General features: G+C 69.7%; 24 protein-coding genes and 3 pseudogenes. 14 read left to right on the top strand and 13 right to left on the bottom strand.

Features of this window, described 5'->3' with window-relative positions:
• Positions 1-16 precede the first annotated feature (16 nt).
• Complete coding sequence (locus tag BST28_RS13125; protein ID WP_234808281.1) at positions 17-808, top strand: hypothetical protein; 792 nt, start codon at positions 17-19, stop codon at positions 806-808.
• Here the strand turns inward: BST28_RS13125 and BST28_RS13120 are convergent.
• Together BST28_RS13120 and BST28_RS13115 are read right to left on the bottom strand one after the other, a co-directional pair.
• Entirely contained in the window at positions 805-2,355 is a 1,551-nt protein-coding gene (locus BST28_RS13120) for a leucyl aminopeptidase (RefSeq protein ID WP_083081317.1), read from the bottom strand. The two genes, BST28_RS13125 and BST28_RS13120, sit on opposite strands and share 4 nt — an antisense overlap.
• An 11-nt stretch (positions 2,356-2,366) precedes the next feature.
• Entirely contained in the window at positions 2,367-3,455 is a 1,089-nt protein-coding gene (locus tag BST28_RS13115) for an adenylate/guanylate cyclase domain-containing protein (RefSeq protein WP_019738356.1), read from the bottom strand.
• Positions 3,456-3,487: 32 nt separating this feature from the next.
• Here BST28_RS13115 and gcvT point away from each other — a divergent pair, with 32 nt between their 5' ends.
• Together gcvT and BST28_RS13105 are read left to right on the top strand one after the other, a co-directional pair.
• The gene (gene gcvT / locus BST28_RS13110; RefSeq protein WP_019738357.1) at positions 3,488-4,582 is read left to right on the top strand and encodes a glycine cleavage system aminomethyltransferase GcvT; all 1,095 of its coding nucleotides are present in this window, start codon (positions 3,488-3,490) and stop codon (positions 4,580-4,582) included.
• A gap of 23 nt (positions 4,583-4,605) precedes the next feature.
• Positions 4,606-5,712: a branched-chain amino acid aminotransferase gene (locus tag BST28_RS13105; protein WP_019738358.1), complete on the top strand. Its 1,107-nt coding sequence runs from the start codon at positions 4,606-4,608 to the stop codon at positions 5,710-5,712.
• 140 nt (positions 5,713-5,852) lie between these two features.
• Here BST28_RS13105 and BST28_RS24085 read toward each other — a convergent pair whose 3' ends face one another.
• The 4 genes from BST28_RS24085 to BST28_RS13090 all read right to left on the bottom strand — a co-directional run bounded on the left by BST28_RS24085 (position 5,853) and on the right by BST28_RS13090 (position 8,632).
• Complete coding sequence (locus BST28_RS24085) at positions 5,853-6,017, bottom strand: hypothetical protein (protein WP_162112466.1); 165 nt, start codon at positions 6,015-6,017, stop codon at positions 5,853-5,855.
• A gap of 124 nt (positions 6,018-6,141) precedes the next feature.
• Complete coding sequence (locus BST28_RS13100; protein WP_083081315.1) at positions 6,142-6,870, bottom strand: adenosylcobinamide-GDP ribazoletransferase; 729 nt, start codon at positions 6,868-6,870, stop codon at positions 6,142-6,144.
• The gene (cobT, locus tag BST28_RS13095; RefSeq protein WP_083081313.1) at positions 6,867-7,931 is read right to left on the bottom strand and encodes a nicotinate-nucleotide--dimethylbenzimidazole phosphoribosyltransferase; all 1,065 of its coding nucleotides are present in this window, start codon (positions 7,929-7,931) and stop codon (positions 6,867-6,869) included. The genes BST28_RS13100 and cobT overlap by 4 nt, the downstream gene beginning before the upstream one ends.
• Before the next feature lie 23 nt (positions 7,932-7,954).
• Positions 7,955-8,632: a DUF3043 domain-containing protein gene (locus BST28_RS13090; RefSeq protein WP_083081311.1), complete on the bottom strand. Its 678-nt coding sequence runs from the start codon at positions 8,630-8,632 to the stop codon at positions 7,955-7,957.
• A 60-nt stretch (positions 8,633-8,692) separates the two neighbouring features.
• Here BST28_RS13090 and BST28_RS13085 point away from each other — a divergent pair, with 60 nt between their 5' ends.
• The 3 genes from BST28_RS13085 to BST28_RS13075 all read left to right on the top strand — a co-directional run bounded on the left by BST28_RS13085 (position 8,693) and on the right by BST28_RS13075 (position 11,389).
• Positions 8,693-9,841, top strand: a complete 1,149-nt coding sequence (locus tag BST28_RS13085) for a glycerate kinase family protein (RefSeq protein ID WP_083081309.1) — start codon at positions 8,693-8,695, stop codon at positions 9,839-9,841.
• Between the two features lie 94 nt (positions 9,842-9,935).
• The gene (locus tag BST28_RS13080) at positions 9,936-10,292 is read left to right on the top strand and encodes a HesB/IscA family protein (RefSeq protein WP_019737138.1); all 357 of its coding nucleotides are present in this window, start codon (positions 9,936-9,938) and stop codon (positions 10,290-10,292) included.
• Positions 10,293-10,414: 122 nt separating this feature from the next.
• Positions 10,415-11,389, top strand: coding sequence for a carbohydrate kinase family protein (locus tag BST28_RS13075; RefSeq protein WP_019737137.1), 975 nt, complete (start codon positions 10,415-10,417; stop codon positions 11,387-11,389).
• A gap of 65 nt (positions 11,390-11,454) precedes the next feature.
• Here the strand turns inward: BST28_RS13075 and asnB are convergent, their stop codons facing one another.
• Positions 11,455-13,401 carry an asparagine synthase (glutamine-hydrolyzing) gene (asnB, locus tag BST28_RS13070; protein ID WP_083081307.1) on the bottom strand — a complete coding sequence of 649 codons (1,947 nt, stop codon included), beginning with the start codon at positions 13,399-13,401 and terminating at the stop codon, positions 11,455-11,457.
• A gap of 205 nt (positions 13,402-13,606) precedes the next feature.
• Here asnB and ctaC point away from each other — a divergent pair, with 205 nt between their 5' ends.
• From ctaC to BST28_RS13050, 4 genes are all read left to right on the top strand, one after another.
• Positions 13,607-14,665 (top strand): aa3-type cytochrome oxidase subunit II, encoded by a 1,059-nt coding sequence (ctaC, locus tag BST28_RS13065; RefSeq protein ID WP_083081305.1) that lies wholly within the window; start codon positions 13,607-13,609, stop codon positions 14,663-14,665.
• A gap of 12 nt (positions 14,666-14,677) precedes the next feature.
• Entirely contained in the window at positions 14,678-15,097 is a 420-nt protein-coding gene (gene ctaF / locus BST28_RS13060; RefSeq protein WP_019737134.1) for a cytochrome c oxidase subunit 4, read from the top strand.
• Between the two features lie 133 nt (positions 15,098-15,230).
• Positions 15,231-16,139, top strand: a complete 909-nt coding sequence (locus BST28_RS13055) for an MmpS family transport accessory protein (RefSeq protein ID WP_083081303.1) — start codon at positions 15,231-15,233, stop codon at positions 16,137-16,139.
• On the top strand, positions 16,139-16,771 hold the full coding sequence (locus BST28_RS13050; protein ID WP_065289294.1) for a DUF2561 family protein: 633 nt from the start codon (positions 16,139-16,141) through the stop codon (positions 16,769-16,771). The genes BST28_RS13055 and BST28_RS13050 overlap by 1 nt, the downstream gene beginning before the upstream one ends.
• A gap of 7 nt (positions 16,772-16,778) precedes the next feature.
• Here BST28_RS13050 and BST28_RS25200 read toward each other — a convergent pair.
• Positions 16,779-17,318, bottom strand: a pseudogene (locus BST28_RS25200) (pyridoxine/pyridoxamine 5'-phosphate oxidase).
• Here BST28_RS25200 and BST28_RS25100 point away from each other — a divergent pair.
• Positions 17,280-17,411: a hypothetical protein gene (locus BST28_RS25100; protein WP_272937536.1), complete on the top strand. Its 132-nt coding sequence runs from the start codon at positions 17,280-17,282 to the stop codon at positions 17,409-17,411. The pseudogene BST28_RS25200 and the gene BST28_RS25100 sit on opposite strands and share 39 nt — an antisense overlap.
• A 31-nt stretch (positions 17,412-17,442) precedes the next feature.
• Here BST28_RS25100 and qcrB read toward each other — a convergent pair whose 3' ends face one another.
• Genes qcrB through ctaE form a run of 4 tightly spaced genes read right to left on the bottom strand, consistent with a single transcriptional unit; the run spans position 17,443 to position 21,717 of the window.
• Positions 17,443-19,068, bottom strand: coding sequence for a cytochrome bc1 complex cytochrome b subunit (gene qcrB, locus BST28_RS13040; protein ID WP_019736763.1), 1,626 nt, complete (start codon positions 19,066-19,068; stop codon positions 17,443-17,445).
• Positions 19,065-20,237 (bottom strand): cytochrome bc1 complex Rieske iron-sulfur subunit, encoded by a 1,173-nt coding sequence (gene qcrA, locus BST28_RS13035; protein ID WP_019736764.1) that lies wholly within the window; start codon positions 20,235-20,237, stop codon positions 19,065-19,067. The genes qcrB and qcrA overlap by 4 nt, the downstream gene beginning before the upstream one ends.
• The gene (qcrC, locus tag BST28_RS13030; protein ID WP_052312246.1) at positions 20,234-21,094 is read right to left on the bottom strand and encodes a cytochrome bc1 complex diheme cytochrome c subunit; all 861 of its coding nucleotides are present in this window, start codon (positions 21,092-21,094) and stop codon (positions 20,234-20,236) included. The genes qcrA and qcrC overlap by 4 nt, the downstream gene beginning before the upstream one ends.
• Positions 21,095-21,105: 11 nt before the next feature.
• Entirely contained in the window at positions 21,106-21,717 is a 612-nt protein-coding gene (ctaE, locus tag BST28_RS13025) for an aa3-type cytochrome oxidase subunit III (protein ID WP_029249145.1), read from the bottom strand.
• 149 nt (positions 21,718-21,866) lie between these two features.
• On the opposite strand from ctaE, the gene trpD reads away from it, so the two are divergent.
• Positions 21,867-22,949 (top strand): anthranilate phosphoribosyltransferase, encoded by a 1,083-nt coding sequence (gene trpD / locus BST28_RS24760; protein WP_019736767.1) that lies wholly within the window; start codon positions 21,867-21,869, stop codon positions 22,947-22,949.
• On the opposite strand, the pseudogene BST28_RS13015 reads toward trpD, so the two are convergent.
• Positions 22,887-24,707 (bottom strand): annotated as a pseudogene (locus tag BST28_RS13015) (DEDD exonuclease domain-containing protein); the annotation flags it as partial. The gene trpD and the pseudogene BST28_RS13015 overlap by 63 nt on opposite strands.
• Positions 24,708-24,793: 86 nt before the next feature.
• On the opposite strand from BST28_RS13015, the gene BST28_RS13010 reads away from it, so the two are divergent.
• Together BST28_RS13010 and BST28_RS13005 are read left to right on the top strand one after the other, a co-directional pair.
• A complete protein-coding gene (locus BST28_RS13010) occupies positions 24,794-25,060 on the top strand; it encodes a hypothetical protein (RefSeq protein ID WP_083081299.1) in 267 nt (88 codons plus the stop codon).
• 171 nt (positions 25,061-25,231) lie between these two features.
• Positions 25,232-25,965, top strand: a pseudogene (locus tag BST28_RS13005) (peptidoglycan hydrolase RipC); the annotation flags it as partial.

The following is a 25,965-nucleotide window of genomic DNA, read 5'->3' as shown; positions in this document are numbered from 1 at the left end:
GTTTGCCGCTGTCACCGTGGTGCTGGATCGCTCCCACCGGCACCGCGTGGATGGGAAGTCGGTCGGCGCCCGGGGCATCGAATATGAGAAATTGACCGGGATTGCCCTGGTCGCTGCATTTCTCGGCCTGCTTTTCGCCAGTTTCCAGTATGGAATCCTGTCCGGCGAACGGGGCTGCGCCCTGACCGGGGGACGAGCGGCCTCCGAAGAGCTGCTCGGCGACGTGATGTTTGCTGCCTCGATCTACATCCTGGTCTACGGACTGGTCCAGCTGGCCTCGAGTTCGGCTACCGCGCTGGCCAAACATGCGCGGTTCATCGTGGCGGTGCTCGTACCCCCGGTCGTGGTCTGCTTCGCCGAGATAAAGCTCATGGACCTCGCGATCTCGCTCGGTTCGACCGAGGCGCAGCAACCACTTCAGCCGTTGTGGGACCACGCCAATCGGCTCTCCGCCCCGATCGGGCTGACGATCCTGGGCGGGTGCGGACTGCTGTGGTGGCTCGGCTCCACCCGGCGGCGTAGCACGGCACCGCCCGACCGGTTCTCGCGCTTCACACAGACGGCGCTGCCCTACCTCACCATCGTCATCGTCATCTGCGCGCGGATCCACTCGGTCGTGGCGTTACCGACGGTGAATCCGGCCGCGCACATCACTCCGGCCGAGGGCTGGTTGTGGGTGGTGCTGCTGACCGCCGTGGTGCTGGTGCAAAGCACCGCCTTGTCGTTCCAGAAAGGCGTGGACGGCTTCGATCCCGACGCGGACGCGAAACAGCCTGACGCAGAAGATATCTCGCCCCGGATCGGCTAGCCGTTTGCCGCGATGTCCTCCAACACCGCGAACATGGTCCGGGTCGGCACGCCGGTGCCCCCCTTGACGGTGTAACCCCAGGCGCCCGCGGTGTTGTAGGCCGGGCCGGCGATATCGATATGGGCCCAGGCCACGCCGTCGGCGACGAACTCACGCAGGAACACCCCGGCCACCAGCATCCCGGCGAACCGCTGCCCGCTGACGTTGGCCAGGTCGGCCACCGTGGACTTCAGGTCGTCCTTGAGTTCGTCGGGCAACGGCATCGGCCAACCGTTCTCACCGACAGCCTGGGAGATCCGTGCCACCCGGTCCCGGAACTCGTCGGAGCCCATCACCCCGGGGGTGCGCGCACCCAGCGCCACGGTCTGGGCGCCGGTCAGAGTCGAGGTCTCGATCAGGTAGTCCGGGTTGTCCTCGCAGGCCCGCACGATCGCGTCGGCCAGGATGAGCCGGCCCTCGGCGTCGGTGTTGAGCACTTCGACGGTGATGCCGCCGTACTGGGTGAGCACGTCGCCGGGCCGCTGCGCGGTGGCCGACGGCATGTTCTCGGCCATCGGCACCGTGGCGATCACCTCGACCGGCAGGTTGCGGCGGGCGGCCAGCGCCACGGTTGCGATCACCGCGGCCGCCCCGCCCATGTCGGAGGTCATGTGGTGCATGGAGGCGGCCGGCTTGATCGAGATGCCGCCGGTGTCGAACGTGATGCCCTTGCCCACCAGCGCGACCCGCTTCGGTGACGGCACGCCCTGCGGCCGGTGGGTCAGCCGCACCAGGCGGGGCGGGCGCGCGGAGCCCTTGCCGACTCCGATCACCCCGCCGTACCCGGCATCGGCGAGGGCCTGCTCGTCGAGCACCTCGACCTGTAGGCCGGCGGATTCGCCCAACGCCTTGGCCCGCTCGGCGAATTCAGCCGGGAACAGGTGACTCGGCGGGGTGTTGACGAAATCCCGTGCGGTGGCGACCGCGGCGGCGACGTCGGCCCCGTGCGCCGCCTGCGCTTCGGCGTCGGCCGCGGTGCATACCAGGGTGACGGTTTGCAGGCCCGGATCCTTCGGGGCGGTTTTGTCGGTGCGGAACGCGGTGAAGCGGTAGCCGCCCAGCAGCAGGCCCTCGACGCCGGCCGCAATGCTGTCGGCGCTGTCGCCGGGTAACCCGGCCAGCGTGCTGATCACCGCGGCCGTGCCGTTCAGTGAGCGCGCCGCCGTGCCCGCGGCACGCCGGATCAGTTCGGCGGGCCAGGAGTCGCGGGCCTTACCCAGGCCGACGGTCAGCACACTGGCCACCGGCAGCGACGCCACCACCAGCCGGTTCACCTGGTCGCTGCCGCCCTTGGCGTTCAACGCCCGCAGCCCGGCCTCGATCTCGGTGACCGCCTCGGCGGCGAGTGGCGGCACGGTCGCGGCGACCACCGCACCGGGCTCATTCTCGTCGCCGGCCGAAACGACCGGCACGATCAGCACGGCGTCGCCGGCGACGTCGTCGGTGGCGGAGGGCAGCGAGGCGGCGACGGTGACGGTGGGGGCGGGGTATCCGGGTTGAGTGCTCACAAGCACCCACCCTAACGACCGGCAGCCAGAACCAGCTCGTATGCCGGAACGGGGTCGTCGAAACCCTTGAGCGTCAACGGCCCCCGTTCGACAACGGGCCAGTCGGGCAATTCCTTGATCACGCCGGCGCAGGCCAGAACCTGCCCGGGGGCAGCGGCATCCACCAGGCGCGCGGCCAGGTTCACCGGGTTGCCGAAGTAGTCGCCGTTGATCGCCAGCACTTCGCCGTAGCCCAGCCCGGCCCGCACCCGCAGACCCGCCCGGCGGGCTTTGGGGTGGTTGACCAGGTCGCACGCCGCCTTGGCCAGTAGTTCCGCGCTCGCGCTCACCCACATGACGGCGTCGCCGATGAACTTGACCACCCGCCCGCCGTCGGCATGCACCACGTCGGAGACGCTGCCGCCGAACTCGGTGAGCAGGTTGGCCAGCTCCTCGGAGGTGAGCACCTGGGTCAGTGCGGTGAAACCGGTCAGGTCGGCGAAACCGACGCCGCACACCGTCCTGGCCGTCGGCCCGGCGGCCAGCCCCTCGAGGAACGTCCGGGCGCTGACCTGATGCTGGCGGTGAACGGCGTCGATCATCGCGCCGAGGCGAGGGATGAACCTCGCGACGGACCGCCAGGCCCGCGCGGTGGCGAGTTCGTCGAAGGTGTGGCCCAGCCACACGTCGGGCTCACTGATCCGGATCATCGACGACTCGGCCTCGGCCAGGCGGGCCATCGTCGTCCCCAGCACCCGCAGGAAACCCTCGACCGGCTCGCCCAGGTTGGATCGCATCTCGATCCAGGTGGCCAGCCCGTCGACGTCGGCCTGGCTCAGCGCGGGTGTGTCCGCACTGGCGACGCGGAGCCCGAGCATCGTCCAGGCGCGCTCGACGTCGCCGACCGGTACTCCCAGCGCCTCGGCGGCGGTCCGCAGGCTGTAATCGGGCGGACCGGAGCGTCCCACCACGTCGCCGGCCAGCCCGAACAGCCGGCCCTGCCGCTCGGCCTCGACCATCTGCTCGGCGGTGAAGCCGAGGCCGTCGAGGTACTCGATCAGGCCGGCGCGGCGGCGCGCGTCGGCGATTCCGGCGCTCTCGAGCGCGTCCCAATCGACCACCTACACCAGTGTGCCGATTAGGCTGGCTCGTCGTGAGCGAACTGCAACACGGGCCCTTAGAAGAGCGTCACCGCGAGCTGGGCGCCAGCTTCGCCGAATTCGGTGGCTGGCTCATGCCGGTCTCCTACGCCGGAACCGTGGCCGAGCACAACGCCACCCGCAACGCGGTCGGTCTGTTCGATGTCAGCCATCTCGGCAAGGCCACCGTGGCCGGCCCGGGCGCGGCCGCCTTCATCAACGCGACGCTCACCAACGACCTGAACCGGATAGGGCCGGGCAAGGCGCAATACACGTTGTGCTGCAACGAATCCGGCGGCGTCATCGACGACCTGATCGCCTATTACGTCGCCGACGACGAAATCTTTCTGGTCCCCAACGCGGCCAACACCGCGGCCGTGGTCGCTGCCCTGAAAGAGGTCGCACCGGCCGGGGTGACGATCACCGACGAGCACCGCTCCCGTGCGGTACTGGCGGTACAGGGCCCGCGATCGACCGAGGTGCTGGCCGGCCTGGGGCTGCCGACCGAGATGGACTACATGGCCTTTGCCGACGCCAGCTACGCCGGTGTGCCGGTACGGGTATGCCGCAGCGGCTACACCGGCGAACACGGCTACGAGCTGCTGCCGGAGTGGGACTCGGCGCAGGTGGTGTTCGACGCGCTGGTGGCGGCGGTCGCGCAGGCCGGGGGCGAGCTGGCGGGCTTGGGTGCCCGCGACACGCTGCGCACCGAGATGGGCTACCCGCTGCACGGTCACGAGCTGTCAACGGACATCTCGCCGCTGCAGGCGCGCTGCGGTTGGGCGATCGGCTGGAAGAAGGAGGCGTTCTTCGGGCGCGAGGCACTGCAGGCGGAGAAGGCGGCCGGCCCGGCCCGGCTGCTGCGCGGGCTGCGCGCCACGGGCCGGGGAGTGCTGCGGGCCGACCTGGCGGTGCTCGACGGTGACCGGCAGGTCGGGATCACCACCTCGGGCACCTTCTCACCGACCCTGAAGGCGGGGATCGCACTGGCGCTGATCGACGCCGGCGCCGGCATCGACGACGGTGCGCAAGTCACCGTCGACGTGCGGGGCCGTGCGCTCGAATGCGAGGTGGTGGCGCCGCCGTTCGTGACGGCAAAAACTCGCTAGCGCACCGGTTATACAATCGCTGCATGAAAAGCGGCCTCCTCGAGTTCCACGTGTCGGTCACAGCGAACCCGACTCCCGACGAGGTACGCGAATCCATTTTGGCCGAACCGGGTTTCGGCAAGTATCACACCGATCACATGGTCTCGATCGACTATGCGGTCGATACCGGCTGGCACAACGCGCGGGTCATGCCCTACGGGCCGATCGAACTGGACCCCTCGGCCATCGTCCTGCACTACGCGCAGGAGGTCTTCGAGGGGTTGAAGGCCTACCGCTGGGCGGACGGCTCGATCGTGTCGTTCCGGCCCGAGGCCAACGCGGCGCGGATGCGGGCGTCGGCTCGGCGGTTGGCGATCCCGGAACTTCCCGACGAGCTGTTCATCGAATCGCTGCGGCAGCTGATCGCCGTGGACGGGTCCTGGGTGCCGGCGGCCGGCGGGGAGGAGTCGCTGTATCTGCGCCCTTTCATCTTCGCCACCGAGCCGGGCCTGGGAGTGCGGCCGGCCAACGAGTACCGCTGCCTGGTGATGGGTTCACCGGCCGGCGCGTATTTCAAGGGCGGCATCAAGCCGGTGAGCGTCTGGCTGTCGACGGAGTACGTGCGGGCCTGCCCGGGCGGCACCGGCGCCGCAAAGTTCGGCGGTAACTACGCCGCGTCGCTGGTGGCGCAGGCGCAGGCCGCCGACAACGGCTGCGACCAGGTGGTGTGGCTGGATGCGGCCGAGCGGCGCTACGTCGAGGAGATGGGCGGGATGAACCTGTTCTTCGTATTCGGCACCGGCGGGTCGGCGCGGTTGGTCACGCCGGAGCTGTCCGGCTCCCTGCTGCCTGGTATCACCCGGGATTCGTTGCTGCAGTTGGCCACTGATGCAGGGTTCAGCGTCGAAGAACGCAAGATCGATGTCAGCGAATGGCAGAAGAAGGCCGCTTCCGGTGAGATCACCGAGGTGTTCGCCTGCGGCACCGCCGCTGTCATCACCCCGGTGTCGCAGGTTAAATCCGCGGACGGCGAGTTCACCATCGCCGACGGTCAGCCCGGCGAGGTGACCATGGCGCTGCGTGACACCCTGACCGGGATCCAGCGCGGCACCTTCGCCGACACCCACGGCTGGATGGCCCGGCTGGATTAACCGGCACCCCGGGTGTGCCGTCGGCATTTTCGCTGAACCGCGGAGGCGCTCGGGCAGGTAGCTGGCCGGGCGGGTCTAGCGCGCTCCGGCGCCGAGAGCCAACGCGGTGGCGGTTGGGCGGGGGGACTGAACCGGTTTGATCAGGCGGCCGGGCCGGGTGGGGGATCCGGTTCGTCGGCCGTCAATTGCCAGTCCTCGGCCGCGGCGTCGTCGGCGTCCGGGTACCCGGGTAGGTCGGTGACGCCGTTGCTCATCGCCTTGCGGGATTCCCGACTTCTCTTGCTGTAGCGGTGATGGCGAGCCAATGGCGTCCTCCCCGGAGAATCCGATGTTAATGCCGGTTCGATTTTTCCAAATTTACTCTGGAAGTAAGGTAACCGTCGGGAGAAATGTCTAAAAGTTCGGAGAAATGTTACTTATCAGATGAGGTCAGAGCGCGGCCAACAGCACCGCGACCACGGTGGTGGTCCATTCGACGGTGGCGCCCAGCACGTCGCCGGTGATACCACCGAGCCGCCGCACACAATGCCTGACCAGCAGCGACGTACCGCCCAGCGCCACGGCAACGGCCACCGGCCCGTGCCAGGGCGCCGAACCGGCGATCGTGGACCCGGCCGCCAGCACCAGCGCCCAGGTGATGGCCACCGGCACCGGTTGACTTCCCGCCATGGTGGCGCCCAACGTGCTGCCCGCCGCGGCGGGCACCGAACGCCGACAGGCCAGCACCGCCGCCACTCGGCCCGCGCCGACCGCGACCACGATCCCGGCCGCATTCAGCATCGGCAACGCCAACGCCTGCAGGCCGATCACCAGCACCACCGCCGCCACGCCGAACGGCCCGGTCGATCCGTCCCGCATCACCTGCAGCGCCTGCGCCGCCGGCCGATAGCTGCCCAATCCGTCGGCGGTGTCGGCCACCCCGTCGATGTGCAGGCCGCGGGTGGCGGCCAGCAGCACCGCCACCGCGAGCAGCCCGGTCAAGGCGCTTCCCGGGCCGAATGCCGACCCGCCGGCCCAGACTACGCCGGCCGCCAGTGCCCCCAGGGCGGCCCCGATGATCGGAAACGCCGTCAGCGTCCCGCGTCCCGGCGGGCCGTCGGCGCCGGGCAGCCGGACGGCCGTCCCGAACGCGACCGCCGAGGCCAGCGACCGGATCACCCGGGGGCTCCGTCTGTCGCCTCGGCGGGCCCCGAAACGCCCGCTTCGGCGAAGGTGGACATCGACGCCAACGCCGCGACCGCGGCGCGCAAGACCGGCAGGGCCACCGCAGCGCCGGTGCCCTCACCCAGCCGCATCCCCAGGTCGAGGATCGGCTCCAGTCCCAGTGCCGCACAAGCCAGCGCGTGGGCCGGCTCGGGGGAGCGGTGACCGGCCTGCCACCACGCCCGGGCGCCCGGGGCCAGCCGTTCGGCGACCAGGGCGGCGGCGGTCGATGCCAGGCCGTCGAGCAGCACCGGCGTGCGCCGGATGGCCGCCTGTGCGCAGAACCCGGCCAGCGCCGCCAGGTCGGCGCCCCCGCAGCAGCGCAGCAATCCCAGCGGATCAGACACTGCGCGAGCGCGGAACAGCGCATCGCGCACCGCCGCGGTCTTACGCGCCCAGCCCGCGTCGTCGATGCCGGTGCCATGGCCGACCGCCTCGACGGGCTCGGCGCCGGTCACTGCCGCGATCAACGTTGCTGCGACAGTGGTGTTTCCGATACCCATATCGCCGGGGATGAGCAGATCCGCGCCGGCGTCGACTTCACCGTCGGCGATCCGGCGGCCCGCCTCCACGGCAGCCACGGTCTCCTCGGCGGTCAGGGCGTCTTCGGCCGAGATGTCGCCGCTGCCCCGGCGCACCTTGTACGCGCTGAGATCGCCGGCCTCGGTGTCGATGGCCATGTCCACCACCCGCACGCCCGCGCCGGCGGCGGTGGCCAGCGCGTTGATGGCGGCGCCTCCGCGGTCGATGTTGGCGGCCATCTGCGCGGTCACCTCCACCGGGTACGCGGACACCCGTTCGCGGGTCACGCCATGATCGCCGGCGAACACCACCACCCGGACCCTATCGAATTGCCTTGGCGGGCAACGGCCTTGACATGCCGCCACCCAGACCGACAGCTCTTCGAGGCGGCCCAGCGAACCCGGCGGCTTGGTCAGCGAGTCCTGCCGGGCGCGGGCGGCGGCGGCCGCCGTCGCGTCAGGCGGGCTGACCGGCGGGAATTCGGCGAAGTCCAAAGCTGTCGGCCCCCGAGCCGGACTCAGCCGAGGCGTTCGCCGCGCCGCACCTGTGGGCGCGGTGCCCGCATCCGGCGCAGCGTCGATGCCCTGCTGACGGCATAGATCCCCAGCTTCCACCGGGCTTCGGTGTTGTCGGGGTACTTGGTGTCGACCAGCCTGCCGATCTTGCGGGCGAGCAGGACACCGTCGACGGCCATCAAGAGCATCAGCAGCATCATCGCCGGCGAGATGTAGAACTGGATCTGCGGGACCGCCATCATGACGAACATCAGACCCAGGGCCATCGGCATGAACAGGCCGAGCAGGTTGCGGCGGGCGTCGACGACGTCGCGGACATAGCGGCGCACCGGGCCGCGGTCGCGCTCGAGCAGGGCCCCCTCGTCGCCGGCGAGCATCCGCTCCCTGCGCTGGGCCATCCGCTCCCGCCGTTCGGCCTTCTGGGCCCGGCGCTCTTCCTTGCTCGGTTTCGGCCCGGCCAGGCTCTTGCGCCTGGCCCGGGCCTCCGCGGCGGTCATCGGCGCCGGCGCCACCGGGCCGCGACGTTTGGCCGCCGCGTTGCGCTTGGGGGTGGGCCGGCCTTTGGGGGCGGTGCCGCGGATACCCCTCGATTCGGCGCTGTCGAGGTCGACGGCACCGCCCACGGAGTCGGCGGCCTCCGCGGAACCCGCCTCATCTTTCCTGCGTCCCGGCAACTTCACGCCCGCCAGATTACTTGCCCGGGCTGCCACGCCGTCCGTGTGGCTCTATACCCTGCCGGTATGGCTGACCACCCCGGTGCCGGCGCCTCAGCCGCCTCGGGGACGCCCCTGCTGCGGGTGCTGATCGCGCCGGACTGCTACGGCGAGAGCCTGACCGCGGTGCAGGCCGCCGCCGCCATCTCCACCGGGTGGCATCGCAGCCGCCCCCACGACCGGCTGGTGATCGCCCCGCAGTCCGACGGCGGACCGGGTTTCGTGGCGGTGCTGGCCGCCGTGGTGGGCAGCACCGGCACGGTGCAGCGATGCCGGGTCAGCGGGCCGTTGGACGACCCGGTGGATGCCGAGTGGTTCTGGGACGCCGCATCCACGACGGCCTACCTGGAGTGCGCGCAGGCCTGCGGCCTGGCGCTGCTCGACGGTCCGCCGACGCCCGGCACGGCCCTGGCCGCCCACAGCAGGGGCGTGGGCCAGCTCATCGAGTCGGCGCTGAGTGCCGGGGCGAGGCGGATCGTCGTCGGGCTCGGCGGCAGCGCCAGCACCGACGGCGGGCGGGGCCTCATCGATGCGCTGGGCGGTCTGGCCGCCGCCCGGCAGCGGCTCGCAGACGTCGCGCTGATCGCGGCCTGCGACGTCGAATACCCGCTGCTGGGCCCGTGGGGTGCGGCGCGGGTGTTCGGGCCGCAGAAGGGCGCCGACGCCGCCACCGTGGCCGTACTCGAAACCCGCCTGAACGCGTGGGCCACCGAACTCGACGCGGCGGCCGGCTGGCAGGTGAGCGCCGCCTCCGGGGCCGGCGCCGCCGGGGGAATCGGCGCGGCGCTGCTCGCCCTCGGTGGCACCGCCGAATCCGGGGCGGACATCGTGGCCCGCCACACCGGTCTGGCCGAAGCGCTCGCCGACACCGACGTGATCGTCACCGGTGAGGGCCGGATCGACCAGCAGTCGCTGCACGGAAAGGTGATCGGCTCGCTGTGCACGGCGGCCCGGGCGCGGCAGCTGCCGGTGCTGGTGCTGGCCGGCCAGATCGACCTGGACGAACCGGCGCTGCGATCGGCCGGCGTCATCGCCGCCCGGGCGATCGCCGACCACGCCGGCTCGGTGCGGTTAGCCCTGGTGGACGCGGCTAACCAGCTGATCGGTCTGACCACCGTGCTGGCGGCGCAGATCGGCAGCGGGCCGGCGCGGACACCGGGCCCGGCGGCTCAGTAGGGAACACGCCGGCGCAAGGTATCGTTGTGACGGTGGGTTCGACGCCTCGAGCGGAGGCGAGCCCGCCCCCAATCAACCGCAATAGGGAGACGCAATGACTGTCCAGGATCAGTCGACCACCGAGTCTCAGGGCGTGGTCTTGACCGACGAGGCCGCGGCCAAGGTGAAGTCGCTGCTGGCCCAAGAAGGCCGTGACGACCTGACGCTGCGCATCTCGGTGCAACCGGGCGGCTGTGCCGGCCTGCGCTACAACCTGTTCTTCGACGACCGCACCCTCGACGGTGACGTGATCGCGGAGTTCAACGGCGTCAAGCTGGCCGTCGACCGGATGAGCGCCCCGTACCTGCAGGGCGCCGAGATCGGCTACGCCGACCAGATCGACAAGCAGGGTTTCACCATCGAGAACCCCAACGCCGGCGGCTCGTGCTCGTGCGGCGACTCCTTCAACTGACCGCCTGACTCCGCCCCTTGACCCGACGTCTTGGCGCTGCCCGGCGATGGGCCGGGTTCGACGGACCGCTACCGTGGGAACCCACATCGAGGTCCACGTTGAACACACGAGGGGGATAGTCAGTGACGATTGCGGTGACCGGTTCGATCGCGACCGACCATCTGATGCGCTTTCCGGGTCGGTTCTCCGAACAGTTGCTGGCCGATCACCTGCAGAAGGTCTCGCTGAGCTTCCTGGTCGAGGACCTGGTGGTGCACCGCGGCGGGGTGGCGGGCAACATCGCCTACGCGATCGGCGTACTCGGCGGTGACGCCGCGCTGGTCGGCGCGGCCGGCGACGACTTCGCCGACTACCGCAACTGGCTGGTGTCGCACGGTGTCAACTGCGACAACGTGCTGGTCTCCACCACGTCGCACACGGCGCGGTTCACCTGCACCACCGACATCGACATGGCCCAGATCGCCTCGTTCTATCCGGGCGCCATGTCCGAGGCCCGCAACATCTCGCTGGCCGACGTGGTGCGCAGCGTCGGGAACCCCGAACTGGTGATCATCGGGGCCAACGACCCCGAGGCGATGTTCCTGCACACCGAGGAGTGCCGCAAACTCGGCCTGGCCTTCGCCGCCGACCCCTCACAGCAGCTGGCCCGGCTGACCGGCGAGGAGATCCGCCGGCTCATCGACGGTGCGGCCTACCTGTTCACCAACGACTACGAGTGGGACCTGCTGCTGTCCAAGACCGGCTGGACCGAGGCCGACGTGATGAAGCAGGTCGGGTTGCGGGTGACCACCCTGGGCGCCAACGGTGTCGACATCGTCCACCCGGACGGCTCGCGCGTCCACGTCGGCGTGGTCCCGGAGAAGGCGCAGGCCGACCCGACCGGAGTCGGTGACGCCTTCCGGGCCGGTTTCCTCACCGGACGCAGCGCCGGGCTGGGTCTGGAGCGGTCCGCGCAGCTCGGTTCGCTGGTCGCGGTGCTGGTGTTGGAGTCCACCGGAACGCAGGAGTGGTCGTGGGATCGCAACGCCGCGGTCGGCCGGCTGGCCGACGCCTACGGTGACGCCGCCGCCGCCGAGATCGGCGCCGCGCTCAAATAACCCGGCGAACAGACACAGAATCGCACTCGCGGGGTTCCCGCAGTGCGATTCTGTGTCTGTTGGCGTTAGAGCTGGACGGGGTAGGCCGGCTCGCTGATGGCGGGCACGACGGACTGCTCGACGAAGATCGCGTGCCAGAGCATGAAGATCAGCATCGTCCACAGCCGGCGGCTGTGATCGGCGGTGCCGGCGCGGTGCTCGTCGAGCATCGCGCGCACCGCGGCGACGTCGATCAGGTGTCCTGTAGCGGTGGCCGCCACCGTGGCGTACGCCCACTCCACCAGCTCACCGGCGCGCAGCCAGTGCCGCAACGGCACCGGGAAGCCGAGCTTGGGCCGGTGCAGCACGTGCCCGGGAATGATCGGCTCCAGCGCACGCCGCAGCGCGTATTTGGTGGTGGTGCGGGTGATCTTGCCCGACACCGGCAGCCGCGACGCCACCGCGAACACCTCCGGGTCCAGGAACGGCACCCGTAGTTCCAGCGAGTTGGCCATCGTCATCTTGTCCGCCTTGACCAGGATGTCGCCGCGCAACCAGGTGAACAGGTCGATGTGCTGCATGCGGGCCACCGGGTCCCAGCCGGCCGACTCGGCATAGACCGGCGCGGTGACGTCGGTGTGGGTCCAGTCGGGGGAGAAGCCGGGCAGCACCGCCCGCAGTTGCTCGTCGGAGAAGCTGCGCGCATTGCCGTAGTAGCGTTCCTCCAGCGTCAGCGACCCGCGGTGCAGCAGGCTTTTCCCGCGCATTCCGTCCGGAAGCGGCCGCGACACCTTGCCCATCGACCGGCGCACCGGTGCGGGCAGGTAATTGAACGGCCGCAGCGACAACGGCTCGCGGTAGATCGTGTAGCCGCCGAACAACTCGTCGGCGCCTTCCCCGGAGAGCACCACTTTGACGTGCTTGCGGGCTTCGCGGGCGATGAAGTACAGCGGGACCAGGGCCGGGTCGGCGACCGGGTCGTCGAGGTACCAGACGATCTCGGGCAGGGCGGCGATGAACTCGGCCGGGCTGACCACCTTGACCACATGACGGGCACCGATCGCCTCCGCGGACGCGGCGGCCACGTCGACCTCGGAGAAGCCCTCCCGCTCGAACCCGGTGGTAAAGGTGATCAGGTTCGGGTTGTGGCGCATCGCCAGCGCGGCGATCGCGGTGGAGTCGATCCCACCGGACAGGAACGCGCCGACGGTGACGTCGGCGCGCATGTGCTTGGCCACCGAGTCCTCGAGCACCGCGGTGATCTCGTCGTAGCGCGCCTGCTCGGTGTCGCGGGTGATCGGGGTGGCGTCGAATCGCGGCGTGAAGTAGCGGGTGATCTCCGGGACCGACCGGTCCCGGCTGATCCGCGCCCAGCAGCCCGACTCCAGCCGGCGCACCCCGCGGTGCAGTGTCTCGGGTTCGGGCACGTACTGCAGCACCGTGTAGTGCTGCAGGGCGCGCATGTCGATGCCGTCGTCCCCGGCGTCAAAACCCACCAGGTCGGCCATGTCCAGCAGCGACTTCTTCTCGCTGCCCACCGCCGTGCCGCCGGGCCCGGTCGCCATGAACAGCGGCTTGATCCCGAACGGATCGCGTGCGCAGAACAGCTCACCGCGCAGCGTGTCCCATATCGCGAAAGCGAACATGCCGCGCAGTCGCGGCAGCACCTCGGCGCCCCAGTGGTGGTACCCGGCGACGATCGCCTCCCCGTCGCCGTCGGTGTGGAAGACCGCGCCGTGCGAGGCCGCCAGTTCCTCGCGCAGTTCGAGGTAGTTGTAGATCTCGCCGTTGAACACCAGCACGTAGCGGTCCGGCTGGTCGGGCGGCCCCCAGCGCAGCGGCTGATGGGAGTGTTCGATGTCGATGATCGACAGCCGGTTGAACCCGAGGGCCACACCGTCGCCGGTCCAGGTGCCCAGTTCGTCGGGCCCCCGATGGCGCATCAGGTGCGCCGCGCGTTCGACCCTGGCGGCTATCGCGGGGAGGTCGGCGGTGCCGGCCGGGGCACACACGAAGGCCAGCAGTCCACACATCGGGTCCCAGTATGCCGCACCGGCATCGGCCTGGGCCTGCGCAGGGCTGGTAGGCGGCGGAACGGCCGGACTAGCGGCAACGCACCGGGACCGGCCAACCGGCAGGTCACGCGAACCAGGGTGATCCGGGTGGTCTACGCTGCGTAGTATTCGACTGCTCCGCCGGTTCGCGCCGGCCCGGTCTGTGACTCGAGGAGGCACCAACGTGACACGTCGCGGGCAGGGCGTTGTGCTTAGCCGTCTGCTTCGACCGCTGGCGGGGGCCGGCGTGCTCGGCCTGCTGACGGTGACGCTCAGCGGCTGCAGCTACGACTGGACCGACGTGGTCGGCTTCGGCTGGCCCAAGGGCATCACCCCGGAAGCCGAGGCCAACTACAAGCTGTGGATCGGCATGGTGATCGCCTCGGTCGCGATCGGCGGGATCGTCTGGGGAATGATCTTCTGGGCGGCGATCTTCCACCGCAAGAAGGCGACCGACACCGAGCTGCCGCGTCAGTTCGGCTACAACATGCCCCTGGAGCTCGGGCTCACCGTCCTGCCGTTCCTGGCGATCGCGGTGATCTTCTACTTCACCGTGGTGGTGCAGGAGAAGATGCTGCACCACGAACCCGACCCCGAGGTGGTCGTCGACGTCACCGCATTCCAGTGGAACTGGAAGTTCGGCTACCAGAAGGTCGACTTCCACGACGGCACGCTGAGCTACGAAGGCGCCGAGCCGAAGCGCAAAGAGGCGATGGCCTCCAAGCCCGAAGGCGTCGACAAGCACGGCGAGGAGCTGGTCGGACCGGTCCGCGGACTCAACACCGACGACCGGACCTACCTGAACTTCGACAAGATCGAGACGCTCGGCACCACCGACGAGATCCCGGTGCTGGTGGTGCCCAGCGGCAAGCGCATCGAGTTCGTGTTGAACTCCGCCGACGTCATCCACTCCTTCTGGGTGCCGGAGTTCCTGTTCAAGCGGGACGTCATCGCCTGGCCCGAACGCAACAACCAGGTGAACACCTTCCAGGTCGCCGAGATCACCAAGGAAGGGGCGTTCGTCGGGCACTGCGCCGAGATGTGCGGCACCTACCACGCCATGATGAACTTCGAAGTCCGGGTGGTCTCGCCCAACGACTTCAAGGCGTACCTCGACCAGCGCATTGCCGGCAAGAGCAACGCCGAGGCGCTGGAGGCGATCAAGCAGGAGCCGCTGGCCACCACCACGCGCCCGTTCGATAGCCGCCGCGGACTGCTAGCCCCCCAAGCCAGCAACAAGTAGGGACACAACCTCATGCGCATCGAATCCAGGCTGTTCGAGTTCGTGGCCACCTTCTTCGTGGTGGTCGGGGTGATCTACGCCGTACTGACGACACTGTTCGCCACCGGTGGGGTCGAGTGGGCCGGCACCACGGCGCTGGTCCTGACCGGGGTGATGGCCCTGATCGTGGCCACCTTCTTCCGGTTCGTGGCACGCCGGCTGGACACCCGCCCCGAGGACTACGAGGCGGCCGAAATCAGTGACGGCGCCGGCGAACTGGGCTTCTTCAGCCCGCACAGCTGGTGGCCGATCCTGATCGCGCTGTCGGGATCGGTCGCCGCCGTCGGAGTCGCGTTGTGGCTTCCGTGGCTGATCGCGGCCGGGGTGGCGTTCGTGTTGTCGAGCGTGGCCGGGCTGGTCTTCGAGTACTACATCGGCCCCGAGAAACACTGAGCCGGTCCGTCGGGACCGTCGTGTCAGCCCGCTTGGGTAGGGTTGCCGGTGCACAATGACCAACGGCGGTAGTTATCGGACCGCGGTGGGTGTGGCGCGCGGGAGCGCTGCGGTTGGAACAGGATAGGCGGGAATGAGCGGGCCGAATCCCCCGGAGGCGGGCTCTGGAGACGAGGACCCCGGCAACGGTCAGCCGGTCTCGGAAACGGTCCCCGGTGCAGCCGGTGACCGGGATATCCCGCCGATCGACGAGGTAGCCCCGGCCACCCCCGCCGGGACTCCGGACAACACCGCGTACTCGCAGGCCTATTCGGCCCCCGAGTCCGAGCAGTTCTTGAGCGGGCCCTACGTGCCGGTGGACCCCCGCCTGTACGACTACGACAACTTCGACACGCCCGACGAGCCGGATCCGCACGCCAAGACGCCGCGTTGGCCCTGGGTGGTCGGTGTCACGGTGATCATCGCGGCGATCTCCCTGGTGGTCTCGGTGGCACTGCTGTTCGCCCGCACCGAGACTCACGATCTGGCGACACCTGCCACGACGAGTACCACCGTCTCGCAGCCACCGGTGCAGGACGAGATCACCAAGACCAGCAGCCCGCCTCCGACCACCATCGCGCTGCCGCCGCCTCCTCCGCCGTCTCCCGAGGAGCCGCCGCCTCCGCCGCCGTCCAGCGAGGAATCACCGCCTCCGCCTCCGCCGCCGGCCGAGGCGCCGTCTCCCGAACCATCCACTGCGACAACGGAGCCCACCACGACCACCCAGGCCAAGCCGATGCAGGTGACGTATTCGGTCACCGGCACCAAGGCGCCGTTCGATCAGATCACCATCACCTACGTCGACGCCTCCGGGCAACGCCGGACGCAACGCAACGCCTACATCCCGTGGTCGCTGACATTGACGCCGATCTCCCAGTCGGAGATCGGTTCGGTGGAGGCGTCCAGCATGCTGCGGCTGAGCAAGCTCAACTGCTCGATCACCAGCAGTGACGGTAGAGTGCTGTCATCCAACAGCAACGACGCACCGGCGACGAGCTGCTGATGTCCGGCAGAAACGTCGCTGACCGTTTCGTCCACCCCGGGCAGTCCCCGGAGGTGGTGGACCGGGTGCTGCTCGGTGTCTGCGCGGCGATCTGGCTGACACTGTTGGGTCTGGGTGTGGCGGCGATGGTCGCGCTGGTCGACCTCGGCCGGGGTTTTCACCAGCCGGCGGAGAATTCGCACACCGGCCTGCTGTACATCATCATCGGCGTCTCCGCACTGGTCATCCTGGCTGCCATCCCGATTCTGCTGCGTGCCCGCCAATCCGCCGCGCCCGCGCGGCCGGCCGTCCTGGCCCCGCAGGCGGGCGCGCCGGCTCGGCCCGGTGCGCCGCTGCCGCAACGCGGGTTCGACGCTCCCGGTCGGCGGTCGGCCACCGAGCGCCCCGTGCTACCCAACCAGGCCCAGGTGGACCGGGTGCTGCTGCGCGGCGTCACCGTACTGGCCAGCGCCGTCGGTGGTGCGCTGAGCTTCGTCGCGGCCGCGACCTATCTGATGGCGGTCGGCAAGGACACCGGCTCGTGGGTCTGCTACGGGCTGGCCGGGGTGATCACCGTGGCCATGCCGGTGATCCCGTGGCTGTACCTGCGCCGCCTGGGCGAGGTGCTGGAACTGCCGTCCCGCTTCGGCTGAGGTCCCGCTACGGCCACAGCAGAGTCGCGGACCACGCCTCGCCGTCGCGTTCGTAACGCAGCCTGCGATGCCGGCGGTCCGGGTCCGACTGCCAGAATTCGACCGTGTCGGCCCGCACCGCATATGACACCCAGTCGGCGGGGACCAGGGTGGGGGACCGCTCGAGTTCCAGGCGGGCCTTGGCCAACGCTTCGGCGACCTCCGCGGGGTCGCGGTAGGGCTGGCTCTGGCGGCCGGTCAGCGCCATCGTGCGGGGCGCCCGGGGACCGGGCCAGGAAGTCCTCGGCGGTCACTTGGGGCGGATCGGCCAGCGCGATGCCCTCGATCCGGACCTGGCGACCCACGTCGGGCCAGTAAAACGTCAGCGCCACAGCCGGATTGCGCGCGAGTTCGGCGCCCTTGCGGCTCACCGAACTGACCGCGAAATGCCAACCGGCGCTGTCGAGCCCTTGAGGATCAGTACCCGGGCCGACGGCCGCGAGCCGGACACGGTGGACACCGTCATCGCATGGGGTTCGGTGACACCGGCGTCGATGGCATGCAACAGCCACTCGACGAAGAGCGCGACGGGATCGGCCGGGGCCTGCGCCGGATCGAATTCCGGTGCGGCACAGAACAAAACGGGCAGCCCGCGCAGTAATGCGCGCAGGCTGCCCGTAGGCTGCGGCCTCCTAGTGCTGGCCGTCGCCGTTGGTTTCCTGACGCTCGGCCAGCGCGGTCAGCGCACGCCGTTCGCTGGCATGCGCGGCCTCGTTGAGTGCGGCGTCCTCGGAGGCCGGGTCGGCGGTCAGGAAGCTGCCCCGACCGGGGGAGCCGGCCGAGCCGAGCTTGTTCATCTTCTTGGGCAGCGCCGCACCGGCGTATTCCAGCGGGATCGGGTGGCCGTGCTCGTCAACCGGTCCCAGCGGCTGGTGCAGCTCGATGTAGGCACCGTGCGGAAGCCGCTTGATGATGCCGGTTTCGATGCCGTGCTCGAGCACCTCTCGGTCACTGCGCTGCAGTCCGATGCACCACCGGTAGGTGGCGAAGAAGATCAGCGGCGGCAGTACCACCATCCCGATGCGGCCGATCCAGGTCGTCGCGTTCAGCGAGATGTGGAACTTCCACGCGATGATGTCGTTCATCGCGGCCAGGGTCAGCACCATGTAGAAGCTGATCGCCATGGCGCCGATCGCGGTGCGGACCGGTGCATCCCGGGGGCGCTGCAACAGGTTGTGGTGCGCATAGTCACCGGTGAACCGCTTCTCCAGGAACGGGTAGATCATCAGCAGGATGAAGACCGCACCCATGATCAGCGCGACACCGACCGGGCCGGGCACGGTGTGGCCCAGGAAGTAGAACTCCCACGCCGGCCACAAGCGGGCCAGCCCCTCGGTCCACATCATGTAGAAGTCCGGCTGGCTGCCCGCCGACACCTGAGAAGGCCGGTAGGGGCCCAGGTTCCAGATCGCGTTGATCTGCAGCAGGCCGCCCATCAGGCCGAGGATGCCGGTGATCATCGCGAAGAACGCGCCGGACTTGATCGCGAAAACCGGCAGCACGCGCACACCGACGACGTTGCTCTCGGTGCGCCCGGGCCCGGGGAACTGGGTGTGCTTCTGGAACCACACCAGCGCCAGGTGCACGCCGATCAGGGCCAGGATGATGCCCGGGATCAACAGGATGTGCAGTGCGTAGAGCCGCGGGATCAAGATGGTGCCGGGGAAGTCGCCGCCGAACAGCGCCCAGTGCAACCAGGTGCCGATCACCGGCATACCCAGCGTGATCGACGACAGCGCGGCACGCAGGCCGATACCGGAGAGCAGGTCGTCGGGCAGTGAGTAGCCGAAGTAGCCCTCGAACATGGCCAGGATCAGCAGCAGTGACCCGATCACCCAGTTCGCCTCGCGCGGCCGGCGGAACGCGCCGGTGAAGAAGATGCGGGCCAGGTGCACCATGATCGACGCGGCGAACATCAATGCCGCCCAGTGGTGCAGCTGCCGGACGAACAGCCCGCCGCGGACCTCGAAGGAGATGTTCAGCGCGGACTCGTAGGCCCGCGACATCTGCACGCCGTTGAGCGGCTGATAGACGCCGTGGTAGACGACTTCGGCCATCGACGGGTCGAAGAACAGGGTCAGGTAGACGCCGGACAGCAGCAGGATGATGAAGCTGTACAGCGCGATCTCACCGAGCAGGAACGACCAGTGCGTCGGGAAGACCTTGTTGAACTGGCGGCGCAGCGCGGCCGCCGGGTGGTAGCGGGTGTCGATGTCGTCTGCTTGGCGGGCGAGCAGGTCGCCGATTGCAGGGCTCATGAGGTGCGCTCCCAGAAGGCCGGTCCGACAGGTTCGACGAAGTCGCCGTTGGCGACCAGATGCCCGTTGGCGTCAATGGTGATCGGCAGCTGTGCCAGTGCGCGGGCCGCCGGGCCGAAGACCGGCTTGGCGAAGTGCAGTGCGTCGAACTGCGACTGGTGGCACGGGCACAGAATCCGGTAGGTCTGCTGCTCGAACAGCGATGACGGGCAGCCCAGGTGCGAGCAGATCTTCGTGTAGGCGAAGAAGTCGCCGAAGTTGAAGCTCTCCTGGCCCGCTCGTTTGACCACCCTGGGCATGTCGTCGGGGCGGATGCGGATCAGCATCACCGGGTTGCGGACGCCCATCATGATCTCGTTGAGCTTCTCGCGGGATTCCTCGGTGGTGCCGTCACCGTCGGATTCGCGCCACGGGAAGACGGTCTCCATGCCGCCGGCGTCGAGGTCCTCGGGACGCATCTTGACGAACGGGGAGTTGGTGGAGTGGCCGGTCGCCCGAGCCAGGTAGATGGTCTCGCCGGGGTAGCGCGGGGTCCACCCGGAGGTCCACAGCACGGCCTTCTTGCCCTCGGCGGTGTCCACCACCGGCTTCCACGGGTTCTTGATGAGGCCGCCGGCCCCGGCGACCAGGGTGCCCAGCCCGAAGGCGCCGAACCCGACGCCCAACGACGCGCCGAGCAGCTTGCGCCGCCCGATCGTCGAGCCCTCGAAGGCGTCGGTCAGCTGCGCTGCCACCGTCTTGCGGTCCAGCTCAGAGGAACTGCCGTCGTGACGCTCCTGAATGGTGATCTCTTCGGGGATGAACTTCTTGACGAACATCACGGCGCCGATGCCGATCAAGAGCACCGAGAGCCCGAAGGTCAGTCCGTACAGGGGAGTGGCCAACGAGTAGGCGAACCCGTCCGGGGATTCCACCGGCGCGTATTCCCACGGCCAGAACAGAAAGACAAGCAGCAGGGCGAGCCCGAAACCACCGGCGGCCAGGAACCAGCCGGCGACACTGCGCTCGGCCCGCTTCTCGGCCCGGGTGCCTTCGACCTGCCAGCGCGGCTCCTTGAAGATCGTCTCCACGCCGTCGAGGCGGCCACCGAGAGCGAGCAGCTCGTCGTTGTTCATCGTGGCCAGCTGGGCCTCGTCGGGAACGGTTGTGTCCTTGTTGACATCGGTCATGCGCGTGCCCCGATCCACAATGCCGCGCCGATGGCAGCGACCATCCCGATAATCCACATCACCATGCCCTCCGGCGCCGGGCCGAAGCCACCAAGCCCGTAACCGCCCGGATCATGTTCCTCGGTAACGGATCTGACGTAGGCGATGATGTCCTTCTTCTCCTCCATGGAGATCTGCCGGTCGGAGAAGCGCGGCATGTTCTGCGGGCCGGACAGCATCGCGGTCAGGATCTGCTGCTCGTTGGCCGGTGCCAGGTCGGGGGCGTACTTGCCCGAGGACAACGCACCGCCGCGCCCGGTGAAGTTGTGGCAGGACGCGCAGTTGAGCCGGAACAGATCACCGCCACGGCCCAGGTCGTCACCGCGCAGCGAGGCCTGCGCGATGCTGCCGTCGGCGTTGCGTACCACGGTGGGGCCGCCACCGTGGGCCTGCACGTAGGCGCCGAGGGCGTCGATCTGCTTGTCGTCGAACACCGGGTACTTGCGGGGCGCCTGGGCCTCACCGCGTGCCGCGGGCATCCGCCCGGTGGAGACCTGGAAGTACACCGCGGCCTCGCCGACACCGATCAGGCTCGGTCCGCGGCCGGGCTCGCCCTGCAGGTTGGCGCCGTGGCAGCTCACACAGGAGGTGTCGAACAGCTGCTTGCCGGTGCGCAGCAGGGCCGAGGCGGACTCGTCGGCGACCGCCACCTGCGGGGTCGGCGTCAGCAGTGCCGCCAGCCCGCCGGCCATGGCCAGGGCGACCAGCAGCAGCAGCCCGCCGGACAACCGACGCCGCAGCCGCCGCCGGGCGACCGATTCGTTGTGGCGAGGTCGGGCCCACTTCTTCGTGGTCTTCAACCGGACACTCCTGTTCATCGGGCGGTTGCTCATCGGATGAAGTAGATCGTGGCGAACAGCGCGATCCAGACGATGTCGACGAAGTGCCAGTAGTAGGACACGACGATCGAGGCGGTGGCCTGGGCCGGGGTGAACTTGCTCATCGTGGTGCGCAGCATCAAGAAGATGAAGGCGACCAACCCACCGATGACGTGCAGGCCGTGGAACCCGGTGGTCAGGTAGAACACGGTGCCGTAGGAGCTCGACGGGATGGTGGTGCCGTGCTCGACCAGGTGGGAGTACTCGTAGCCCTGGCCGCAGACGAAGAACAGACCCATCAGGAAGGTCAGGAAGTACCACCGGCGCAGCCCGAACACGTCGCCGCGCTCGGCGGCGAAAACGCCCATCTGGCAGGTGAACGACGATGCGATCAGCACCAGCGTCACCGGGACCGCCAGGGCGAGGTTCAGCTCCGTTGGCGGCGGCGGCCAGTCGCCGCCAGACTGGGCGCGGGCCGTGAAATACATCGCGAAAAGCCCGGCAAAGAACATCAACTCACTGGAAAGCCACACGATGGTGCCGACGCTGACCATGTTCGGACGGTTCAGCGAATGCACACGCGACGTAATGGCAGTACCCGAGGACCCCACAGCGCTCGTCACATCCGCAAGTATGACGCTATGTAGTTGTAGAACTCCACCCGGGGCGGGCAATTCGCCGGAACTGCTGTTGGCTGGGCTGTTGCCTGCGCGTTCGCGCTGGATTTGCGGGCGGCTTGGGTGGCGTGCGGGTCGCATGCGACGATCGGCGCGTGGTCGAGCCGGGTGGTGAGGCGCAGCCGATAGCGCAGATTGCACAGTGGCGGCAGGTACTGGGCGGGCTGACGTCCGGTGCCGATCTGCACCGGGGTCAGGCGGCCTGGGCGATGGAGCAGATCATGGCCGGCAGCGCCACCTCGGCGCAGATCGCGGCCTTCGGTGTGGCCATGCAGATGAAGGGCCCGACCGCGGCCGAGGTCGGGGAGCTGGCCGACGTCATGCTGGCCTTCGGCCGCAAGGTTCCCACCGACGAGATCGGCACCGACACCGTGGACGTGGTGGGCACCGGCGGTGATGGCGCCAACACCGTGAACCTCTCCACGATGGCGGCGATCGTGGTGGCCGCCGCCGGGGTGCCGGTGGTCAAGCACGGCAATCGGTCGGCGGGCTCGCTGTCCGGCGGCGCCGACACCCTGGAAGCGCTGGGGGTGCGCATCGACATGGGTCCGGACGAGGTGGCGCGCAGCGTCGCCGAGGTCGGCATCGGCTTCTGCTTCGCGCCGCAGTTCCACCCGTCGTATCGCCATGCCTCGGCGGCCCGGCGCGAGGTCGGCGTGCCCACCGTGTTCAACCTGTTGGGCCCGCTGACCAACCCGGCCCGGCCGCGGGCCGGCCTGATCGGCTGCGCGTTCGGTGAGCTGGCCGAGGTGATGGCCGGGGTGTTCGCGGCGCGGCGGTCCAGCGTGCTGGTGGTGCACGGCGACGACGGCCTCGACGAACTCACCACGACCACGACCAGCACGATCTGGCGGGTGCAGGCCGGCACCATCGACCGGCTGACCTTCGACCCCGCCGGGTTCGGGTTCGCCCGCGCCGAGGTGGACCAGCTGCTCGGCGGTGATGCGGCGGCCAACGCCGAGGAGGCCCGCTCGGTGCTGGCCGGAAGCCCGGGCCCGGTGCGCGACGCGGTGGTGCTCAACGCCGCCGGGGCACTGGTGGCCCACGCCGGTCTATCCAGCAGCGCTGACTGGCTGCCGGCCTGGGAGGACGGGCTGCAGCGCGCTGTCACGGCGATAGACAGCGGTGCGGCCGAACAGCTGCTCGCTCGTTGGGTCCGCTTCGGCGCTCAGCTCTGAGGCCAGCCGCGCGGAGCGAGCCAGCGCCGCCCACGCCGTCCACGGCCCGGCCGAGCCCAGCGGCGACGCCCACCCGGCGGTCGCACCCTCGGCGGGCGCGACGCGCACGATGCGCACTCCGGGAGCCGCCAGCCAGCGGGCGATGAGCCCGGTCTCCTCGACCAGGGCGCCGGCCAACGGCGCCGGCTCGGGCACCACCGCCTGGGCGCCCAGCGTGATCGCGTCGACGACGGGCATCGGAGGCACCCCGCGTGGGGCGCAACCCGCGGCGGCCAGCCGGCCGTGGCGGATCACCGCGAGGTGCCACCCGCCGGCGCCGTCCGGGGCGGCCGCCACCAGTTCGGGCAGGGCGGCCAGGGCGCGTGCCCGCTGGCTTCGCCACAGCGCGTCGATCGCGGTGGCGGTGTGGTCTCGTAGCCGCGCGGCGCCCTCGTAGTGGCCGCGGTCGGCCAGCGCGGTCACCTGGTGCACCGCCGCGCGCAGCGCGCTGTTGTCGGTGCCTTCGATCAACGCGGCCGCCCGCCGGACGTTCTCGGCGTACTGAGCGGCGGTCAACTCGGGTGCGGCGGGGCAGGGACTGACCTCGGCCGACGGGCAGGTGTGCCGGCCGGTGCGGCTCAATCGTGTTGTGCAGGTTCGGATTCCGGTGAACCGCGCCAGCAGGGCCGCGGTCTGGGCGGCGTCGGCGCGGGAGCGGAACGGCCCGATCACCCGGTCGTGTCGGGGTGTGCGCACCACCGACAGGCGGGGGAAGGGCTCCTGCGACAGGGTGATCCACCACCACCGCCGGGGAAACTTGGACCGGCGGTTGTACGGCGGGGCGTGCGCGGCCAGCAGGCGCAGCTCGCGCACGCCCGCCTCCAGCGGGTGCGCGCATTCGACGTGGTCGATCCCGGTGGCCAGGGCCACCATTTCGGCGATGCGGCGCCGGCGATCCGATCCGTTGAAGTACGCGCCGACCCGGCGGCGCAGGTCGGTCGCGGTGCCGATGTAGAGCACCTCCTCGGATGGCCCGCGGAACAGGTAGACGCCCGGGCGGTGCGGAAGACCTTCGGCGAGGGTGCGTTTGCGCCGCTGGGCCGGTGTCGCGTGCGAGAGGTAGGCGCGCAGGTCGGCGAGGGTATGCACCCGCTGGTTGCCGACCCGCTCGATCAAGGCGTGCAGTACGTCGACGGTGGCCCGGGCGTCGTCGAGGGCCCGGTGGGTGGGTGTGGTGGTGACCGCGAACAGCCGGGACAACTCGGCCAACCGCACACTGGGTGCCTCCTCACGGCTGAGCACCCGCCGCGCCAGCCGGACCGTGCACAGCACCGGCGGACGCGGCCAGACCGCTCCGTGGCGCTTTGCGGCTGCGGTCAGGAAGCCGACGTCGAACCCGGCGTTATGGGCGACCAGCACCGAACCGCGGTCGAATCCGGCGAACTCCAGGAAGGCCGGCAGCACGGCCTCGACGGTGGGTGCGTCGTGCACCATCGCGGTGGTGATACCGGTCAGCCGGACGATCTGGGGTGGAATGCCGCGCCGGGGGTTGATCAAGGTGGCGAACTCGCCCTCGACCACGCCGCCGCGCACCTTGACCGCGCCGATCTCGGTGATGGCGTCCGCGGTGCCGTCCGGGCCGGGCGCGGCGCGGGCACCGGTCGTCTCCAGGTCGACCACCACGAACGTGGTATCCCGCAGTGCCCGGGCGGCCGGTGAGGCGTCGAGCTCGGCCTCGAGCTGAAGAAGGCTCAGCTGTCCTGCGGCGCCGGCGGTCATGCGCGCAACCGTAGGCGAGTGCACCGACACCTCGGGTCTGTCGGTGGCCGGGGTTAGCGTGCGGCAACCGATGGAGAGGAATCGCCATGAGACAGGTCTCGGACCCCTCAGACCGCCAAGACACCGACCGGGCCGCCCCGGAGCCGGTGGTGATCGACTGTGACGACTGCGCGGTCCGCGGGCCTGCCTGCAGGGACTGCGTGGTCAGTGTGCTCTTGGGGGTGCCCCACGAACTGCTCGAGGACGAGCGGGCGGCCCTCGACGTGCTCGCCGAGGCCGGGATGGCGCCGCGGTTGCGGCTGGTGCCGATCCGCGGCGAGCGCGCGCGGGGACGGCGGTCGGGAGTGGCCTGATTCGCGCCGCGTCGCCTTAGAGTTTTCACAAAACCGGCTGTTAACGTTGCGGCTCGCGATGGACAACGCCGTTGCTATTTCGTAACCTGTTCGAGATCTTACGTAGTTTCGGCGGCACGGCCACGTCCCCCCTTGGCAGTGTTAAAGGATGCAATCTTGAAGCTCGAACGTATGCGGTGGAACCTGCGTGCTTTTAGGCGTCCTGCTCTCGGCGTTGCGGCCGGCCTGGTGGCCGGCGTGATGGCTCTGACCGGCACTGTGGTCGGCAGCGTGTACGCCGACCCGGCTGATGACGCGTTGGCCAAGCTCAGCGAGCTGTCCCGGCAGGCCGAGCAGACCACCGAGGCGATGCACACCGCCCAACTCAACCTCGACCAGAAGCTCGCCGAACAGCAGGCCGCGGATCGAGCGCACGCCGAGGACCAGGCCGCGCTCGACGCCGCCAGGGAGCAGCTGTCCACCTACCGGTCGGCGGTGAACCGGTTCGCCGCCACCACCTACATGGGTGGCCGGGTCGGCGGCATGGACGCTATCCTGACCGCCGAGTCCCCGCAACAGCTGATCGACAAGCTCGCCGTGCAGCGGGTGGTGGCCAGCGACCTGTCGGTGCAGCTGGAGCGCTACCGCGCGGCCAGCGACCGGGCGGATCAGGCCGAGCAGGCGTCGGCCAGATCGGCCGAGGAGGCCAAGACGGCGACCGAGCAGGCCGCGGCGGTGCGCGCCGAGCTGCAGGCCAAGCAGAGCCGTCTGCAGCTGCAGATCTCGGTGGTCAAATCGCAGTACTACGCCCTCACGCCGCAGCAGCGCAGCGCGATGGCCGAGCCCGGACCGCTGCCCGAAGGCGCACCGGGGGAGCCCGCTCCCGAGGGGACGCCGCCGGCCCCCGGATTCCCACTCCCCGGATT

This window comes from Mycolicibacter kumamotonensis (genome assembly GCF_002086285.1).
Lineage (GTDB): Bacteria > Actinomycetota > Actinomycetes > Mycobacteriales > Mycobacteriaceae > Mycobacterium > Mycobacterium kumamotonense.
This window is presented reverse-complemented; position numbering and strand designations above follow the sequence as displayed.